The 16,097-nt window shown below is 63.4% G+C and carries 20 protein-coding genes; 13 read left to right on the top strand and 7 right to left on the bottom strand.

Annotated features, from left to right (window positions below):
- Nucleotides 1–7 precede the first annotated feature (7 nt).
- The 3 genes from Q8O96_RS26605 to Q8O96_RS26595 all read right to left on the bottom strand — a co-directional run bounded on the left by Q8O96_RS26605 (nucleotide 8) and on the right by Q8O96_RS26595 (nucleotide 2,643).
- Nucleotides 8–1,273 carry an ABC transporter permease gene (locus Q8O96_RS26605; protein ID WP_102865281.1) on the bottom strand — a complete coding sequence of 422 codons (1,266 nt, stop codon included), beginning with the start codon at nucleotides 1,271–1,273 and terminating at the stop codon, nucleotides 8–10.
- 1 nt (nucleotide 1,274) lies between these two features.
- Nucleotides 1,275–1,985 carry an ABC transporter ATP-binding protein gene (locus tag Q8O96_RS26600; protein ID WP_102865282.1) on the bottom strand — a complete coding sequence of 237 codons (711 nt, stop codon included), beginning with the start codon at nucleotides 1,983–1,985 and terminating at the stop codon, nucleotides 1,275–1,277.
- 64 nt (nucleotides 1,986–2,049) lie between these two features.
- Nucleotides 2,050–2,643: a DUF2796 domain-containing protein gene (locus Q8O96_RS26595; protein WP_115581035.1), complete on the bottom strand. Its 594-nt coding sequence runs from the start codon at nucleotides 2,641–2,643 to the stop codon at nucleotides 2,050–2,052.
- Nucleotides 2,644–2,777: 134 nt separating this feature from the next.
- Between Q8O96_RS26595 and Q8O96_RS26590 the strand changes: the two genes are divergently transcribed.
- Nucleotides 2,778–3,119, top strand: coding sequence for a hypothetical protein (locus Q8O96_RS26590; RefSeq protein ID WP_102882381.1), 342 nt, complete (start codon nucleotides 2,778–2,780; stop codon nucleotides 3,117–3,119).
- A 92-nt stretch (nucleotides 3,120–3,211) separates the two neighbouring features.
- Here the strand turns inward: Q8O96_RS26590 and trxA are convergent, their stop codons facing one another.
- The 3 genes from trxA to Q8O96_RS26575 are packed head-to-tail and all read right to left on the bottom strand — an operon-like array spanning nucleotide 3,212 to nucleotide 5,281.
- Nucleotides 3,212–4,084, bottom strand: a complete 873-nt coding sequence (gene trxA / locus Q8O96_RS26585) for a thioredoxin (RefSeq protein WP_305949734.1) — start codon at nucleotides 4,082–4,084, stop codon at nucleotides 3,212–3,214.
- Nucleotides 4,085–4,115: 31 nt separating this feature from the next.
- Entirely contained in the window at nucleotides 4,116–4,826 is a 711-nt protein-coding gene (locus tag Q8O96_RS26580; protein ID WP_102865286.1) for a methyltransferase, read from the bottom strand.
- Nucleotides 4,823–5,281 (bottom strand): hypothetical protein, encoded by a 459-nt coding sequence (locus tag Q8O96_RS26575; protein WP_102865287.1) that lies wholly within the window; start codon nucleotides 5,279–5,281, stop codon nucleotides 4,823–4,825. Before Q8O96_RS26575 ends, Q8O96_RS26580 begins: the two co-directional genes overlap by 4 nt.
- A gap of 129 nt (nucleotides 5,282–5,410) precedes the next feature.
- On the opposite strand from Q8O96_RS26575, the gene nrdR reads away from it, so the two are divergent.
- From nrdR to Q8O96_RS26515, 12 genes are all read left to right on the top strand, one after another.
- Nucleotides 5,411–5,875 (top strand): transcriptional regulator NrdR, encoded by a 465-nt coding sequence (gene nrdR / locus Q8O96_RS26570; protein WP_019095943.1) that lies wholly within the window; start codon nucleotides 5,411–5,413, stop codon nucleotides 5,873–5,875.
- Nucleotides 5,872–7,005 carry a bifunctional diaminohydroxyphosphoribosylaminopyrimidine deaminase/5-amino-6-(5-phosphoribosylamino)uracil reductase RibD gene (gene ribD / locus Q8O96_RS26565; RefSeq protein WP_102865288.1) on the top strand — a complete coding sequence of 378 codons (1,134 nt, stop codon included), beginning with the start codon at nucleotides 5,872–5,874 and terminating at the stop codon, nucleotides 7,003–7,005. Before nrdR ends, ribD begins: the two co-directional genes overlap by 4 nt.
- Before the next feature lie 47 nt (nucleotides 7,006–7,052).
- Complete coding sequence (locus Q8O96_RS26560) at nucleotides 7,053–7,718, top strand: riboflavin synthase (protein WP_102865289.1); 666 nt, start codon at nucleotides 7,053–7,055, stop codon at nucleotides 7,716–7,718.
- Between the two features lie 16 nt (nucleotides 7,719–7,734).
- The gene (gene ribBA / locus Q8O96_RS26555; RefSeq protein WP_102865290.1) at nucleotides 7,735–8,826 is read left to right on the top strand and encodes a bifunctional 3,4-dihydroxy-2-butanone-4-phosphate synthase/GTP cyclohydrolase II; all 1,092 of its coding nucleotides are present in this window, start codon (nucleotides 7,735–7,737) and stop codon (nucleotides 8,824–8,826) included.
- Between the two features lie 91 nt (nucleotides 8,827–8,917).
- Entirely contained in the window at nucleotides 8,918–9,394 is a 477-nt protein-coding gene (gene ribE, locus Q8O96_RS26550) for a 6,7-dimethyl-8-ribityllumazine synthase (protein ID WP_003185938.1), read from the top strand.
- The gene (gene nusB, locus Q8O96_RS26545; protein ID WP_102865291.1) at nucleotides 9,391–9,891 is read left to right on the top strand and encodes a transcription antitermination factor NusB; all 501 of its coding nucleotides are present in this window, start codon (nucleotides 9,391–9,393) and stop codon (nucleotides 9,889–9,891) included. Before ribE ends, nusB begins: the two co-directional genes overlap by 4 nt.
- 18 nt (nucleotides 9,892–9,909) lie before the next feature.
- Nucleotides 9,910–10,875 (top strand): thiamine-phosphate kinase, encoded by a 966-nt coding sequence (thiL, locus tag Q8O96_RS26540; RefSeq protein WP_102865292.1) that lies wholly within the window; start codon nucleotides 9,910–9,912, stop codon nucleotides 10,873–10,875.
- On the top strand, nucleotides 10,872–11,375 hold the full coding sequence (locus Q8O96_RS26535; protein WP_102865293.1) for a phosphatidylglycerophosphatase A: 504 nt from the start codon (nucleotides 10,872–10,874) through the stop codon (nucleotides 11,373–11,375). Before thiL ends, Q8O96_RS26535 begins: the two co-directional genes overlap by 4 nt.
- A 10-nt stretch (nucleotides 11,376–11,385) precedes the next feature.
- Complete coding sequence (locus Q8O96_RS26530; protein ID WP_102865294.1) at nucleotides 11,386–12,144, top strand: ABC transporter substrate-binding protein; 759 nt, start codon at nucleotides 11,386–11,388, stop codon at nucleotides 12,142–12,144.
- Nucleotides 12,145–12,257: 113 nt separating this feature from the next.
- Complete coding sequence (ribA, locus tag Q8O96_RS26525; protein WP_102865295.1) at nucleotides 12,258–12,875, top strand: GTP cyclohydrolase II; 618 nt, start codon at nucleotides 12,258–12,260, stop codon at nucleotides 12,873–12,875.
- A complete protein-coding gene (locus tag Q8O96_RS26520) occupies nucleotides 12,872–13,291 on the top strand; it encodes an MFS transporter (RefSeq protein ID WP_305949733.1) in 420 nt (139 codons plus the stop codon). Before ribA ends, Q8O96_RS26520 begins: the two co-directional genes overlap by 4 nt.
- Nucleotides 13,291–14,088 (top strand): cobalamin-binding protein, encoded by a 798-nt coding sequence (locus Q8O96_RS26515; RefSeq protein WP_305949732.1) that lies wholly within the window; start codon nucleotides 13,291–13,293, stop codon nucleotides 14,086–14,088. Before Q8O96_RS26520 ends, Q8O96_RS26515 begins: the two co-directional genes overlap by 1 nt.
- Before the next feature lie 16 nt (nucleotides 14,089–14,104).
- Here Q8O96_RS26515 and Q8O96_RS26510 read toward each other — a convergent pair whose 3' ends face one another.
- A complete protein-coding gene (locus tag Q8O96_RS26510) occupies nucleotides 14,105–15,997 on the bottom strand; it encodes a TonB-dependent siderophore receptor (protein WP_305949731.1) in 1,893 nt (630 codons plus the stop codon).
- Nucleotides 15,998–16,097 lie beyond the last annotated feature (100 nt).

Genomic DNA, 16,097 nt, shown 5'->3' with positions numbered 1-16,097 from the left:
GCGGTGCTCATAAACGAATCGACAGGCCATCGGCCAGGGATTGCCGGTAGGCGCGCCAGGCCGGCACGCTGCCCATCAGCAGCGCGGCGATCAGGATACCGCCCAGCAACGTCCACTCATACTGGCTGGGCCAGGACAGCGGCAGGTACAGGCCGTAGTTCGATTGCACGTAGCCCTGGGCCAGGGCGATGCCCAGGTACAGCAGGCCCAGACCGGCCAGGACCCCGAACAGTGCCAGGGCAAAGGCTTCTAGTACCAGCAATGTTGCAATATGCCAGGGACGGGCGCCTACCGAACGCAGGATGGCCATCTCCCGGCGACGCTCGTTGAGGCTGGTGAGGATTGCCGTGAGCATGCCGATCAGGCCGGTAAGAACCACGAACAGCGACACCACAAACAAGGCTTTCTCGGCGGTGCCCATCAGACTCCAGAGTTCCTGCAGGGCCACGCCGGGCAGGATCGCCAGCATCGGCTCGCCACGAAATTCGTTGATCTCCCGTTGCAGGGCGAAGGTCGAAATCTTGCTGTTGAGGCCAAGCATGAAGGCGGTGATCGCCTGGGGCGTCAGGTCCAAGTTGCGCGCCTGATCGGCAGTAATACGACCGTCGCCACGGGCCGGCACGCCGTTGTGCCAGTCGATGTGGATCGCCTCCATACCGCCCAGGCTGATGTGCAGCGTGCGGTCCACCGGAGTACCGGTGCGCTTGAGGATACCCACCACGGTGAAGGGCTTGTCGTCATGCTTGACCAGGCTGATGGCCGCCACGCCGTGGGCCAGCACCAGCTTGTCGCCAAGTTTGTAGTGCAGGGCATCGGCGACTTCGGCCCCCAGTACCACCTCGAAAGGATCACTGGCGAAAGCCCGGCCCACGGCCAGTTGCAGGCTCTGCTGATGACCGTACTGGTAGTGCTGGAAGTAGGCCTCGGTGGTGCCCATGACCCGGTAGCCACGATGGGAGTCACCGAGCGAAATCGGGATCGCCCACTTCACCTTAGGGTTGTTGGCGAAGTGCTCGAAGCTGTCCCAGCGGATGTTGTTGGTGGCGTTGCCGATGCGAAACACCGAGTACAACAGCAGGTTCACCGAGCCGGAGCGGGCGCCGACGATCAGGTCGGTGCCGCTGATGGTGCTGGCGAAACTGGCCCGGGCTTCGGTGCGGACCCGTTCCACCGCCAGCAGCAGGCAGACCGAGAGAGCAATGGCGAAGGCGGTGAGGATCGCGGTGAAGCGGCGGTTAGCCAGGCTGGCCATGGCTAGACGGAACAGATACATCTCAGACCTCTGCGGGCGTGGCGGCGCGATTGAGTTCGGCCAGCGACAGGTTGCGATCAAACAGCGGCGCCAGGCTCTGGTCATGGCTGACGAACAGCAGGCTGGCTCCAGCCTCACGGCACTCGGCGAAGAGCAGTTGGATGAAAGCTTCCCGGGCGTCGTAGTCCAGCGCCGAGGTGGGTTCGTCGGCGATCACCAGCTCTGGCTGGCCGATCAGGGCCCTGGCGGCGGCGACCCGTTGCTGTTGGCCGATGGACAGCGAGTCGGCACGACGGCCGAGCAGGTCGGGGTCCTTCAGACCCAGATGGGCCAGCAAAGTGGCAGCCGCCTGATCGACGCTGCCGTGGCGCTGAATGGCGCGGCTGGCCCGCAGTCTGGAGAAGTGGCAGGGCAGTTCGACGTTCTCGCGTACCGAGAGAAACGGCAGCAGGTTGAACTGCTGGAAGATGTAGCCGGTGTGATCGACGCGAAAGCGGTCACGTGCTCCGGCGGCCAGCTCGGTCAGCTCCTGGCCCAGCAGGCGGATGCTGCCCTGATTGGGTTTCTGTACCCCGCCCAGCAAGCCCAGCAGCGTGGTCTTGCCGCTGCCGCTGGGGCCCTTGAGGAACAGTGTTTCGCCGGCTTCCAGGCGGAAACTCGGGATGTCCAGCAACTGAGGGTGGCCGGGCCAGCTGAAGCCCAGGTCGGACAGTTCGATGAGTGCTTGGGTCATGTTGGGCCGATCATGCAGTGAGTGGTGTAGCCGCCGCTGGAAGCCGCGGCTACAGGCGCAGCGCTTAGAACTTCAGGGTGGCAGCCTTGGCGGTGGCTTCGACACCTTGCTGGCCGTTTGGCGAAATCAGTTGTACCTGAATTTTCTGGGTGGCGGGGAAGGTCTTGAAGACTTGTTCCAGGTCGAGGTGCTTCAGGGCGTCCGGCTTGGCGCAGGTGAACTGGTAGTGAGCGTGGATCTCGCTGTGTTCGTGGTGATGTTCATGACCTGCCGCGTCCTTGTCATCGTCATCGTGGTCATCGGCTTCGGGCTTGTCGCCGAACAGCGGGCTCTCCAGTTCCTGTTTGGCCACTGTGCAGGCGGCGGCCTTGGGCAGGCTGAACAGCACCAGGGGCTGTTCCAGTTGAGTGCGGGCGGCAGCGACCTTGGCCTTGTCGGCGTCGGTGCTGGGGGCGTGTTCGAACCCCACCAGGTTCATCGCCGGGCTTTCCAGTTCCAGCTCCAGGGCCTGGCCGTCGAGCACCGCGTTCAAACGGGCCACGCCGTGTTCATGGGCGCCGAGGCTGCCGTGTTCATGCTCGTGATCATGGGCTTGCGCGGCCTGGGCAACGGCCAGCGGCAACAGGGCGAAGGGCAGGGCGAGTAGCAGACGGCGCATAGCAAGTCTCCAGGGCGAAGATGAAATAAATGTTATGTGATCTTATAACAATAGGCCGCAGAGTTTGACCGCCTGCTTGGCGTTGCGCAAGACGCGTGGGAGCATGCTCGTCAGAAAAATGTGGGAGCACAGCGATGTTGCGGATTCGTGGAAGCATCGGCGATTGGCCGGTGGATTTGACCCTGGAACTGGACGAAGGCGATTGGGCGCAACTGGGCGCGCAGTTGCAGGCGGCCAAGCCTGAAAGTGTCGCGGTAGCTACCCGGCCGGCCAGTCAGGACGATGCGTTGTGGCAGACCGCCAAGGATCTGTTGCGCAAGGCGGGCCAGATCAGCGGGCCCGAGTTGCTGGAGCAGTTGCAGGGGCTGACCGGCAGCGCGGCGGCGGGCAAGCGTTTGCTGGTGCGCTTGCGCCACTGCGCCGAGGTCAAGGTGATCAGCGGCGCCGATACGCCGCTCTACAGCTGGGTGCAATGATCCTGTAGGAGCCAGCTTGCTGGCCAATGGGTTCTGTCTGTCAGAACCCTTTCGCTGGCAAGCCAGCTCCTCCATCAGCCGGCAGATCAGTCTCAGTACAGCGCGGCGAACAGTTTGCGGCGATACGCGGTCACCAATGGGTGATCGTTGCCCAACAGGTCGAAAACTTGCAGCAGGGTCTTGTGGGCAATGCCTTCGTTGTAGCTGCGGTTGCGCATGAAGAGTTTGATCAAGGCTTCCAGCGCCGCTTCGTATTGCTGGCGGGCCAGTTGCTGGATCGACAGCTGGTAGGTTGCCTCGTCGTCCAGCGGGTCCTTGGCCAGGCGCGTCTTGAGGTCGGCGGCATCCGGCAGGTCCGCGGCCTGCTTGAGGAAGGTGATCTGCGCCTTGGCACCGGCCAGGGCGGCCTTGTGTTCATCGCTCTTGACCGCGTCGAGCACGGTCTGGGCTTCGCCCAGTTCGCCGCGCTCGGCCAGGCAGCGGGCGTAGAGAATCAGGGCCCTGGCGTTGCTGTTGTCTTCCCCCAGCAGCACTTTGAGAAGGGCCTCGGCGTCGCCGATCCGGCCGTCGCTGAACAAGGCTTCGGCCTGCTCCAGCGGGTCGGCGGCAGGGGGTGGCGGCATCTGCACATGGGGTTCGAGCATCGCCCGTACTGCGGATTCCGGTTGTGCGCCGGCAAAGCCGTCCACCGGTTGACCGTCCTTGAACAGCACCACGGTGGGCAGGCTGCGGATGCCGAAGCGGGCGACGATGTCCTGCTCGATATCGCAGTTGACCTTGGCCAGCAGCAACTCGCCCTGATAGCTCTCGGCGATCTGTTGCAGCATCGGCATCAGCGCCTTGCAGGGCGCGCACCATTCTGCCCAGAAGTCCACCAGGACCGGTTTGTGGAAGGAATTCTCGATCACCGACTGGTCGAAATCAGCGGTGCGGGCGTCGAAGATATACGGCGTGTCCTGACTCATGGGGTATCTCGAATAAGCGGGAATGGAACCACTATAAAGTTGCGCGAAGTAGATCGCTATTGCCCGTGGCAGCCGGGTCGCCGGTGAATGGCCGCTGCGCGTGATACAGGCTCACATTGCGAAACTCCCAAGGCTCGGCCAGGTCAGGCAGCGTCAGGGCGTTGAGCATTTCCAGGCGCTGATACAGCGGGTGCTGGAAGTCCCTGACCCGGGAATCCGCCACCAGGGCTTCGCGGCCGCGGCTGAGGAATTCATCCAGCAGCGGCAGGTTGGCTCGGTCATAGAGCACGTCCGCCACCAGGATCAGGTCGAAGCGATCAGCCTCGGCGAAAAAGTCCGTTGAATAGCTCAGATCGACGTCGTTGAGTGCGGCGTTGGCCCGGCAGGCGGCGATGGCCAGTGGGTCGAGGTCGCAAGCCACCACTTCCAGGGCACCGGCCTTGGCCGCGGCAATCGCCGCCACCCCGGAGCCGGCACCGAAGTCCAGCACCCGCTTGCCTTGCACCCAGTGCGGGTGTTCGGCCAGGTAACGGGCCAGGGCCAGGCCGCTGGCCCAGCAGAAACTCCAGTAAGGCGGTTCATGGAGAATGCGTCGGGTTTCTTCCGGGGTGAAGGCGCGGTCCATGTTCTGGGCGTCGATCAGCCAGAGTTTCAGGCGCGTGTCGGGCAGCTCGCAGGCCACCAGTTGCGCATCACCCAGCAGCTCGCTGAGGGCGTCTTGCAGGTCGAGCGGTACCTTCATGGGGCTTTGACGAATTGCAGTGGTCCCAGGGCCTGGGTGGTGGGTTGGTCGATGCGTACTGCCGGCAGGTGCAGGATCAACTGGCCGGATTGGCTGGCGCGGCCGCGCAGTTCGACCCGGGCGCCGGCGGGGAAGGCGTCGGGAGCGAAACGCAGGCGAAAGGGCAGGGCCTGGTTGGTACCGGTCAAGTTGTTGCTGGCCAGCAAGCGTTGCGGACGGCCGCGCTCATCGATTACTAACAGCGCCAGTTCGACGTTGGCGCCGGCCGGCACCCCGTCGAGGGTACCGCTCAGTTCGCGCTGGTAGGCCGGCAAGGGCCCAAGATCGGCAGGTTCCTGATTTTTTTGCGTGGTCTGTTGCTGTGAAGAAGAGGGGGCCGCAGGTTTTGGGGCATCGCTGCTGCAAGCGACCAGCAGGCTGACGAGACTGAGCAAAACGAGCGGTCTGAGCGGCATCTGAAGCTCCAACAAGGCGAATGTCCATGTGCGAAACATAATAGTCGGTCTGTATACCGTAAAGGCTATGGCTTGTCTTGCCAGTGGGATGCGCTACCATGGCCCTCCCTTTTTTTGTTGCCTGCCACCATGCACTGTCCCTTCTGCGGTGCCAACGACACCAAGGTCATCGACTCGCGTCTGGTCGCCGAGGGCGAACAGGTGCGCCGCCGGCGTGAATGCCTGGCCTGTGGTGAACGTTTCACCACCTTCGAAACTGCCGAACTGGTGATGCCGCGCCTGATCAAGACTGACGGCAGCCGTCAGCCCTTCGACGAAGAAAAACTGCGCGCCGGCATGCAGCGCGCCCTGGAAAAACGCCCGGTCAGTGTCGAGCGTCTGGAGGCGGCGCTGGTGCACATCAAGCATAAGCTGCGGGCCACTGGCGAGCGCGAAGTCAAATCCCTGGTCGTGGGTGAACTGGTGATGACCGAGCTGCAGAAGCTCGATGAAGTCGCCTATATCCGTTTCGCTTCGGTCTATCGACGTTTCCAGGACCTCAACGAATTCCGCGAAGAGATCGACCGTCTCGCCCGCGAGCCGGCCAAGCAATGAGCCTGTCCCCGGAGCAAGCGGTACTCGACGCGCACTACATGGCCCGTGCCCTGGAACTGGCGCGCAAGGGCCGGTACTCCACCCATCCCAACCCCCGCGTCGGCTGTGTCATCGTTCGCGACGGCCAGGTGGTAGGCGAAGGCTGGCATGTGCGGGCTGGTGAACCCCACGCTGAAGTCCATGCCCTGCGTGCCGCCGGGGAACTGGCCCGTGGCGCCACGGCCTATGTGACTCTCGAGCCTTGCAGCCATCACGGCCGCACACCGCCTTGCGCCGATGCCCTGGTCAATGCCGGGGTGGCGCGGGTGGTTGCGGCGATGCAGGACCCGAACCCGGAAGTGGCCGGGCGCGGCTTGCAGCGTCTGGCCCAGGCCGGCATCGACACCCACAGCGGAGTGCTGGAAGCCGAGGCCCGGGGGATCAACAAGGGTTTCCTGAAACGCATGGAGCACGGCCTGCCTTATGTGCGGGTCAAGCTGGCGATGAGTCTCGACGGTCGCACTGCCATGGCCAGTGGCGAGAGCCAATGGATTACCGGGCCTGCTGCCCGCTCCGCGGTGCAGCGTCTGCGGGCCGAATCTTCGGTGGTGCTGACTGGTGCCGACACAGTGCTGGCGGATGACGCCCGGCTGACCGTGCGCGCCGCTGAGCTGGGCCTGGACCCTGAGCAGACTGCCCTGGCCATGAGTCGCCCACCGCTGCGGGTGTTGATCGATGGCCGTTTGCGGGTGCCTCTCGACGCGCCGTTCTTCAAGGCCGGACCGGTGTTGGTGGCCACCTGTGCGGCCGTGGAAGAGCAATATGCCAACGGCCCGGAGTGCCTGATCGTTCCCGGCCCCGATGGCCAGGTCGACCTGCATCGCTTGCTGTTGGAGCTGGCCGCCCGTGGCGTCAACGAAGTGCTGGTGGAAGCCGGCCCGCGGCTGGCGGGAGCCTTTGCCCAGCAGGGGCTGGTGGACGAGTACCAGATCTTCGTCGCCGGCAAGTTCCTCGGTTCCTCGGCGCGGCCGTTGCTGGACTGGCCGCTGGCGCAGATGAGCGAGGCACCGTTGCTCAAGATCATTGAAATGCGTGCAGTGGGCGATGACTGGCGAGTCACTGCCATCCCGACCCCGCCAGCGAGCGTATAATTCCCGACTTTCGCCTACCCGGCGGCCCTGTTCTCGAGGAGGACTCCATGTTCACCGGCATCATCGAATCCATCGGCAGCATTCGCGCATTGACCCCAAAAGGCGGAGATGTGCGGGTCTATGTAGAAACCGGCAAGCTTGATCTGGCCGACGTCAAACTGGGCGACAGCATCGCGGTGAACGGCGTCTGCCTGACCGCAGTCGAGTTGCCGGGTGACGGTTTCTGGGCCGATGTCAGCCGTGAGACCCTCGATTGCACGGCCTTCCATCAGTTGAAGGCCGGCAGCCGGGTCAACCTGGAGAAAGCCCTGACCCCGACCACCCGCCTGGGCGGTCACCTGGTCAGCGGTCACGTCGACGGTGTCGGCGAAGTGGTGGCGCGGGAAGAAAATGCCCGGGCCATTCAGTTCCGTATCCGTGCGCCGAAGGAGCTGGCCAAGTACATCGCCCATAAAGGCTCGATCACCGTCGACGGCACCAGCCTGACGGTCAACGCGGTGAATGGCGCCGAGTTCGAGCTGACCATCGTGCCCCACACCCTGGCGGAAACCATCATGGCCGACTACCGGCCGGGTCGGCAGGTCAACCTCGAGGTCGACCTTCTGGCGCGCTACCTGGAACGCCTGCTGTTGGGTGACAAGGCGGCCGAAGCCACCACCGGCAGCAGCATTACCGAAAGTTTTCTGGCCGCTAACGGCTATCTCAAATCCTGACTCAAGGGGGTGCCGCGTGGCGCTCAACAGCATCGAAGAACTGGTTGAAGACATCCGCCAAGGCAAGATGGTCATCCTCATGGATGACGAAGACCGCGAGAACGAAGGCGACCTGATCATGGCCGCCGAGTGCTGCAAGGCCGAGCACATCAACTTCATGGCCAAGCACGCCCGTGGCCTGATCTGCATGCCCATGAGCCGCGAGCGCTGCGAGCTGCTCAAGCTGCCGCTGATGGCGCCGCGCAACGGTTCCGGCTTCGGCACCAAGTTCACCGTCTCCATCGAGGCCACCGAAGGCGTGACCACCGGCATCTCTGCCGCTGACCGTGCGCGTACCGTACAAGCGGCAGCGGCCAAGGACGCCAAGCCCGAGGACATCGTCAGCCCGGGTCACATCTTCCCGCTGATGGCCCAACCCGGCGGTACCCTGGCCCGTGCCGGCCACACCGAAGCCGCCTGCGACCTGGCGCGCATGGCCGGTTTCGAGCCAAGCGGGGTGATCTGCGAAGTGATGAACGACGACGGCACCATGTCCCGTCGTACCGAACTGGAAGCCTTCGCCGCTGAACACAACATCAAGATCGGTACCATCGCCGACCTGATTCACTACCGGATGATCCACGAACGTACCGTTCAGCGGATTGCCGAGCAGCCCCTGGACAGCGAACTGGGCCAGTTCAACCTGGTGACCTATCGTGATTCGGTGGAAGGCGACGTGCACATGGCCCTGACCCTGGGCGATATCTGTGCTGAAGAGCCGACCCTGGTGCGCGTGCATAACATGGACCCGCTGCGCGACTTGCTGATGGTCAAGCAGCCGGGCCGCTGGAGCCTGCGCGCGGCCATGGTCAAAGTGGCCGAGGCCGGCAGTGGCGTGGTGCTGTTGTTGGGTCACCCGCTGGATGGCGATGTACTGCTGGCGCACATCCGTGAAACCGCGGAACACCAGCCGGTGAAGAAACCCACCACCTACAGCATCGTCGGTGCCGGTTCGCAGATCCTTCGCGATCTGGGCGTCCGCAAAATGCGCCTGATGAGTGCGCCGATGAAGTTTAATGCGATATCCGGTTTCGACCTGGAAGTTGTAGAATACGTGCCCTCCGAATAAAAGCCGGTCGTTTCCGGCTTGAAATTCGCGGTTCAAATATCACTGAAGAGCGTGTGCTAGACACGCTCTGGCTCTTTAAGAGATTTGTCGAATGACCCTGAAGACCATCGAAGGTACCTTCATCGCCCCTAAAGGCCGCTATGCCCTGGTGGTCGGCCGTTTCAACAGCTTCGTCGTCGAAAGCCTGGTCAGCGGCGCGGTTGACGCCCTGGTTCGCCATGGCGTGAGCGAAAGCGACATCACCATCATCCGTGCCCCTGGCGCCTTCGAAATTCCGTTGGTCGCGCAGAAAGTCGCACAGAAGGGTGAATACGCGGCGATCATCGCCCTGGGCGCGGTCATTCGTGGCGGTACTCCGCACTTCGAATACGTAGCCGGCGAATGCACCAAGGGCCTGGCCCAGGTGTCCATGGAGTTCGGCGTGCCAGTGGCCTTCGGCGTGCTGACCGTTGATTCGATCGAACAAGCCATCGAACGTTCCGGCACCAAGGCCGGCAACAAAGGGGCCGAAGCTGCCTTGTCCGCCCTGGAAATGGTCAGCCTGCTGGCGCAGTTGGAGGCCAAGTGATTAGCGACGATAGCGATCGTTTCAACCCGCGCGATCCCAAGCCTGCCAACGCCGGCAAGCCATCCAAGAGCGCCAAGCGTCGCGAAGCCCGTCAGCTCGCGACCCAGGCGCTGTACCAATGGCACATGGCCAAGCATTCGCTGAACGAGATCGAAGCGCAGTTTCGGGTCGACAACGATTTCACTGACATCGACGGCGCCTACTTCCGGGAGATCCTGCATGGAGTTCCGGCCAACAAGAACGAGATCGACAACGCGCTCGTGCCTTGCCTGGACCTGGCCATCGATGAGCTGGACCCGGTTGAACTGGCGGTCCTGCGGCTGTCCACCTGGGAACTGCTCAAGCGCGTCGACGTGCCGTACCGCGTTGTGATCAACGAAGGTATCGAACTGGCCAAGGTTTTCGGTTCCACCGACGGCCACAAGTTCGTCAACGGTGTTCTCGACAAGCTGGCCCCACGCCTGCGTGAAGCTGAAGTGAAGGCGTTCAAGCGCTGAACCGCGCTTGCAGCTGCCATGGGCGAGTTTGAGCTGATCCGTAACTTCTTCGCTGCCGCGCCTTGTGCGCAAGGCGGCGAGGGTGTTGCCCTGGGGATTGGTGACGACTGCGCCTTGCTGGCGGTTGCTTCGGGCGAGCAGTTGGCGATTTCCACCGACACCCTGGTGGCCGGTGTGCATTTCGCCGATCCCTGCGACCCCTATCTTTTAGGCCAACGCTCCCTGGCGGTGGCTGTCAGCGATCTGGCTGCCATGGGCGCCACCCCGCTGGCCTTTACCCTTGCCCTGACCCTGCCGACGGTAAGCGCCGATTGGCTGCAGGCCTATGCCCGTGGCCTGAACGCCATGGCCCAGAGTTGCGACGTGCGCCTGATCGGTGGCGACACCACTCGTGGCTCGCTGACCTTGACCCTGACCGTCTTCGGGCGAGTGCCCGCAGGCCTTGCCCTGACCCGCAGTGGTGCCCGTGTGGGTGATTTGCTGTGCGTCGGCGGTGAGCTGGGCAATGCCGCCGGAGCCCTGCCGCTGGTCCTGGGCCAGCGCAGCGCTGATGCAAGCATCGCCGCCCCCTTGCTGGCTCACTACTGGTCACCGCAACCGCAATTGGCCCTGGGCCAGGCACTGCGGGGCAAGGCCACCTCGGCCCTGGATATCTCCGATGGCCTGCTGGCCGATTGCGGGCATATCGCGGCCGCTTCGAAGGTCGCCTTGCAGGTGGAGGTGGAGAAACTGCCACTGTCGCCAGCATTGTTGAGCTTTCTTGGAGAACAGGGTGCCCGCGCTGCGGCCTTGAGTGGCGGCGATGACTATGTCTTGGCCTTTACCTTGCCGCCTGCCGAGCTGGCGCCGCTGTTGGCGGCTGGTTGGCCGGTGCAGGTGGTGGGGCAAGTGGTGGCCGGGCAGGGTGTGACCCTGCTGGACGCCGGCGGCCAGGACATCACCCCCGGCACCCGGGGTTATCAACACTTTGCGGAGACACCGTGACAGATCATCCCAAACAGGTCCCGGCGGAGTTCGTACCGCCGTCGGTCTGGCGTAATCCCTGGCATTTCCTGGCGTTCGGTTTTGGTTCCGGCACCTTGCCCAAGGCGCCAGGCACCTGGGGCTCGCTGGTTGCACTACCCTTTATCCCGCTGTGGCAGATGTTGCCGGACTGGGGCTACTGGCTGATGCTCGGCGTCACCATGCTGTTCGGCTTCTGGCTGTGCGGCAAGGTCGCCGACGATCTGCGGGTGCATGACCACGAAGGTATCGTCTGGGACGAAATGGTCGGTATGTGGATCACCCTGTGGCTGGTGCCCGAGGGCTGGTACTGGCTGTTGGCGGGGTTTTTAATGTTCCGTTTCTTCGACATTCTCAAGCCGTGGCCGATTCGCTGGGTCGACCGGCATGTGCATGGCGGTGTCGGCATCATGCTCGATGATGTGCTGGCTGGCGTGTTTGCCTGGTTGGCGATGCAAGGGCTGGTGTGGTGCTTCAACTGAGGAATTAGGCATGGATGTCTGCCGCGTGCTGCTGGTGTTGCTGGTTGCCTGGAGCTGTTGCAGCGTCCGGGCCGGCGAGCTGCAGGCGCCATCCGGGCAGATTCGCATCGCCAGTGAGGTCTGGAGCGAATACACCGAGGCCGACGGCGATGGGTTGGCCTGGGCCATCCTGCGCGAAGTCTTCGAGCCCGTGGGAATCACCATCGAGCGTTGCAGCGTGCCTTATACCCGTTCGGTCGGGTTGGTGCAGCGCGGCGAGGTGGATGCACAGGTTGGGGCTTATCGCGACGAATCGCCGGGCGTGTTGTACCCGCACTGGAACTACGACACGGACCACATCTACGCCCTGGGCCTGGCGAGCAGTCCGGAACTGAGCCTGGCGACGCTCGGCAGTTACCGGCTGGTCTGGGTGCGTGGCTACAAGTACCAGGACTACCTGCCCAATGTTCGCCGCTACAACGAGATCCGGCGCCGTGTCGGTATCCTGCCGATGCTGCTCTACAGTCGCGCCGACTACTATATCGATGCCCAGACCGAGATCGATTATGTGTTGAGCCAGGCTCAGGACCCGAGCCAGTTCAAGCGCACCCATTTGGCCGAGCTGCCGCTGTACCTGGGGTTTGCCAGTAATCCCCGGGGCCGGGAAATGCGCGAGCTGTATGACCAGCGCATGGCGCAGTTGGTGAGTACAGGGCGATTACGGCCAATCTTCGAGCGTTGGAAGCAGCCTTATCCCTTTGATGGGAGTCCGCGTCCGGCGGTCCGTTGATCAAACTTATCGATCTTTATCTCCGATAATTCAGCCTAAGCGTGCAGTGGAGGCTGCTGTTACAATGCCGCCTCTGCGAATCTCCAGTCCTCATACAGATCAGGAGCACAACAGTGCCCGTCGTTTTTGTTGCCGCTTCCAAGCTGCCTACGCCTTTTGCGCAATTCACCATGCATGGTTTTCTCGATGAAGCCACCGGTCGCGAGCACGTCGTGCTCAGCCTGGGGGACATCGCCGATGGCGCGCCGGTTCTCGGTCGCCTGCACTCCGAATGCCTGACCGGCGACGCCCTGTTCAGCCAGCGTTGCGATTGCGGCTCGCAGCTGGAAGCCGCCCTGCGGGCCATCGCCCGGGAAGGTCGCGGCGTATTGCTGTACCTGCGTCAGGAAGGTCGCGGTATTGGCCTGCTGAACAAGATCCGTGCCTATGAGCTGCAAGATGGTGGCGCCGATACCGTGGAAGCCAACGAGCGCCTGGGCTTTGCCGCGGATCAGCGTGACTACGGCATGTGCCTGCCGATGCTCGAGCATCTGGGGGTCAAGTCCCTACGCCTGATGACCAACAACCCGCGCAAGGTCAAAGCGTTGACCGAGATGGGCATCCAGGTTGCCGAGCGGGTGCCGCTGCACACCGGGCACAACCCCCACAACAAGCTGTACCTGGCGACCAAGGCCAGCAAGCTCGACCACATGATGGGCAACGAGCACCAGGGCGAGGTCGACCGCGCGTGACTCGGGGTCAAGTCAAACGGCGTCTGACCGTAAGCTGGTGGCAATACCTGGCCCTGGCCTTGCTGCCGCTGTTTGTGATCAACCTGGTGTTTGGTCAGGGCGAGGCCTTGATGCCAGTGCTGACGATGCCATTCTTTATCGCCGGTACGGCCTCGATGTTCGTCAGCCTGCGTTTTTTCAACGGCTACAAACATGCCTTGATCGCCGCTGGCAAGGCCCTGGATACCCCTGAGGAACCTGCCGCCTGGATCACCCTGGCGGCCCGTCGTCGTGCCGCCTTCCTGGCGGCATCCTTGCCAGCCTGGATCGGTGCCCTGGCGGTGTTCGTCGGCCTGGAAGCGGTGCCGCTGATGCTCCTGGCCCTGTCCACCGCAGTGCTGTTCTACCTCTACCGTATTCCTCGTCAGCTCGGCTGATGTGGCGCTGGCTGGCGGTCCTGTGCCTGCTGGTCGGCACACCGGCACTGGCGGCGCAGCGGGTGGTCAGCCTGGCGCCGTCACTCTCGGAAATCGTCGTCGAGCTGGGGGCTTCCGACTTGCTGGTGGGCGTGCTGGATGCCGGTGAGCGGCCGGCACCGCTCAAGGACCTGCCTTCGGTAGGGCGTTACGGCCAGTTGGATATCGAGCGTCTGCTGAGCCTTCGACCGGATTTGCTTTTGCTCTGGCCGGGCAGCATCGGCCCGGTCCAGCGCGATCAGCTGGCGCGCCTGGGGATCCCCACTTATGTCGCCGAGCCTCATGACTTCAAGCAACTGACGGCGCAGATCGCCGAAATCGGCGAGCGTCTGGGGCGCTCGGCGGCCGCTCGTAAACTGGCCGCCGAGTTGGACGGGCAACTGGCCGGTTTGCGTGCCCGCTATCACCGCGAACCGGCATTGCCGGTGTTCTACCAGGTCTGGGACCGGCCGCTGTATACCGTGGGCGGTGGCCAGATCATCAGCGAAGCCCTGAGCGTCTGTGGCGCCCGCAATGTGTTTGCCGACCAGTCGTTGCCGGCGCCCCAGGTCAGCATCGAATCGGTGTTGCAGCGTAATCCGCAGGCGATCCTGGCCACCGCCCAGGGGCAGCTGGATGCCTGGAAGGCCTGGCCGCAGATCACGGCGGTGCAGCAGGGGCGGCTGTTGCTGGTGAGGGACAAGGGGCTGGAGCGACCCAGCGGGCAGATGATCGCGGCGACGGCCAAGCTCTGTGCCTTGATCGCGCCTGAGCGCTGAGCCCCTTCGGCGGATCTTACAGCTCGGGCGTCCAGGTCACGCCGAGCATCCAGGTGCGGCCTTCAGTGCGGTAGTCATAGTCGCCGCCTTGGTAGCTGTAGAGCGCTCGGGAGTAGGACTTGTCGAAAAAATTGTCGAGCTTCAGGTCCAGTTTGATCTCGCGATTGACGGTCCAGCTGCTGCGCAATCCAACCAGCCCATAGCCGCCGAGTCGCGCCTGCTTCTGCGGAGCTTGATCTTCACGGCTATCGCTTACCAACTGCCAACTGGCGCCCAGGCCCAACTGCTCGAACTGCCGGTCCAGATCCAGGTTCAGGGTGCGCCTGGCTCGGCGTGGCAGTTGCTCTCCGCTCTGACGGTTGCGTGGGTCGATGATGGCGGCGCCAAGGCTGCTCTGCCAGCCGAACCACTCCTGCTTCAGGGCCGTTTCCAGGCCATTGATCCTCGCCGAGCCGATGTTCTCCGGGCGCTGCGCGCCGAAGTCGAAGATGATCGCGTCCCTGATGTCGGTACGGTACACCGATGTTTCCAGGCGGCTGCTTGGCGTCAGTTGGCTGCGCCATTGCAGTTCGTAGCTCCTGGAGTGCTCCGGCTTGAGGTCCGGGTTGCTGAAGCCTGGGTAATACAGGTCGCTGAAGTTCGGCGCACGAAAGCCTTCGCTGTAGGACAGCAGCAGGTCGTTGTCCGGATTCAGTGGCAGGGTCAGGGTGCCGCTCCAGGTGTTCTGGCTGCTGTACTGCTGGTTCTGGTCACGGCGCAGGCCCAGTTCGGTGGAAAAGCTCTCGCCTTGAAACCGATGCTGGATAAAGGCTCCACGATTCCAGCGGCTGTCTTCGGCGAAGTACAGCGGGGTGCTACCGATGAAAAAGGCCGGCCCGGTATTGAGTCGGTCCTCATACCAGTCGGCGCCAAGGATCAGGCTGTGCTGCGCATTCAGGCGCAGATCGTTTTGCCAGGCGAGCGAGTCGCGGTAGGTGTTAAACACGCTGTTTTGGTCGCTGAGCTTATCGCGCTTGAGGTCGCGGTTCTCGCTGTGGCCCAGTTCCAGTCGAGACTGCCAGTGATCATTAACCATTGCATCGATAAAGCCGCTGACGCTGCTGACGGTGAAGTCGGTGTAAAGATCCTGCTCCGGGCCGAACGGGTTGTCATAACGACTGCGGCCTCGGTTATCCAGCAGGTTGAAGCCCACTTCCAGGTCGTCGCTGAGGGCATGGCTGAGGGTGAAGCTCAGGGATTGGTTGCGGTAGCCATCGTGATCCGCATCGCTGGGGTAGGAGGCGTGGGTCCAGTCGATTCCGGCACTTTCATCCAGGTTGGCGCCGAGGCTGAAGCGGGTCTGGGCGTCGCCGCCGGAAAGGCCCAGGCTGCGCTCCCAGGTCTGGTTGCTGCCAGCGGCGACGCGCATGCGCCCATGCAGTCCCGACTCGGCGCCGCGCCGGGTGAAGATCTGGATCACCCCGCCAATGGCGTCGCTGCCGTAGATCACCGAGCGCGAGCCGCGCAGCACTTCCACTCGCTCGATCTGCTCGACGCTGATGAATTGCAGATTGCTGTCGCCGGAGGATGAACTGCTGATGCGCTGGCCATCCACCAGCACCAGGCTCTGGGCCGAGTTGGTGCCGCGAATGAAGATGCCTGGCAGGCTGCCGCGGCCGCCGCTCTGGGCAACCTGGACCCCGGGCACCCGTTGCAGCAGGTCGGTCAGGCTGGTGGGTTGCAGGTGGTCGATATCTTCCCGGGTGAATACCGTGTTCGCCGCGCTACTGTCGTTGCGCGCCTGTACCTGGCGGTTGGTGCTGATCAGTGTCTCGGACAGTTTCAATGCCTGATCGCGCCCGAGAGTCTCGGCCAGGAGTTCAGTGCAAGGCAGGAGGCAAAGGGGCAGGGCAAAGCGAGCAAGTTGCATGGCTATTCCATTAGCGCACTGCGGCCTTGACCGCGTACAGCGAAAGGTCGGGTCTTGCAGCACACGCCCGCGTGGCGGGCGTGTGCATTCGAGTGTGGCG

Origin of the sequence: Pseudomonas sp. LPH60 (genome assembly GCF_030718165.1) — a bacterium.
GTDB lineage: Bacteria > Pseudomonadota > Gammaproteobacteria > Pseudomonadales > Pseudomonadaceae > Aquipseudomonas > Aquipseudomonas danubii.
Note: the sequence above shows the minus strand (reverse complement) of the source record. Positions and strands in the feature narration are given on the sequence as shown.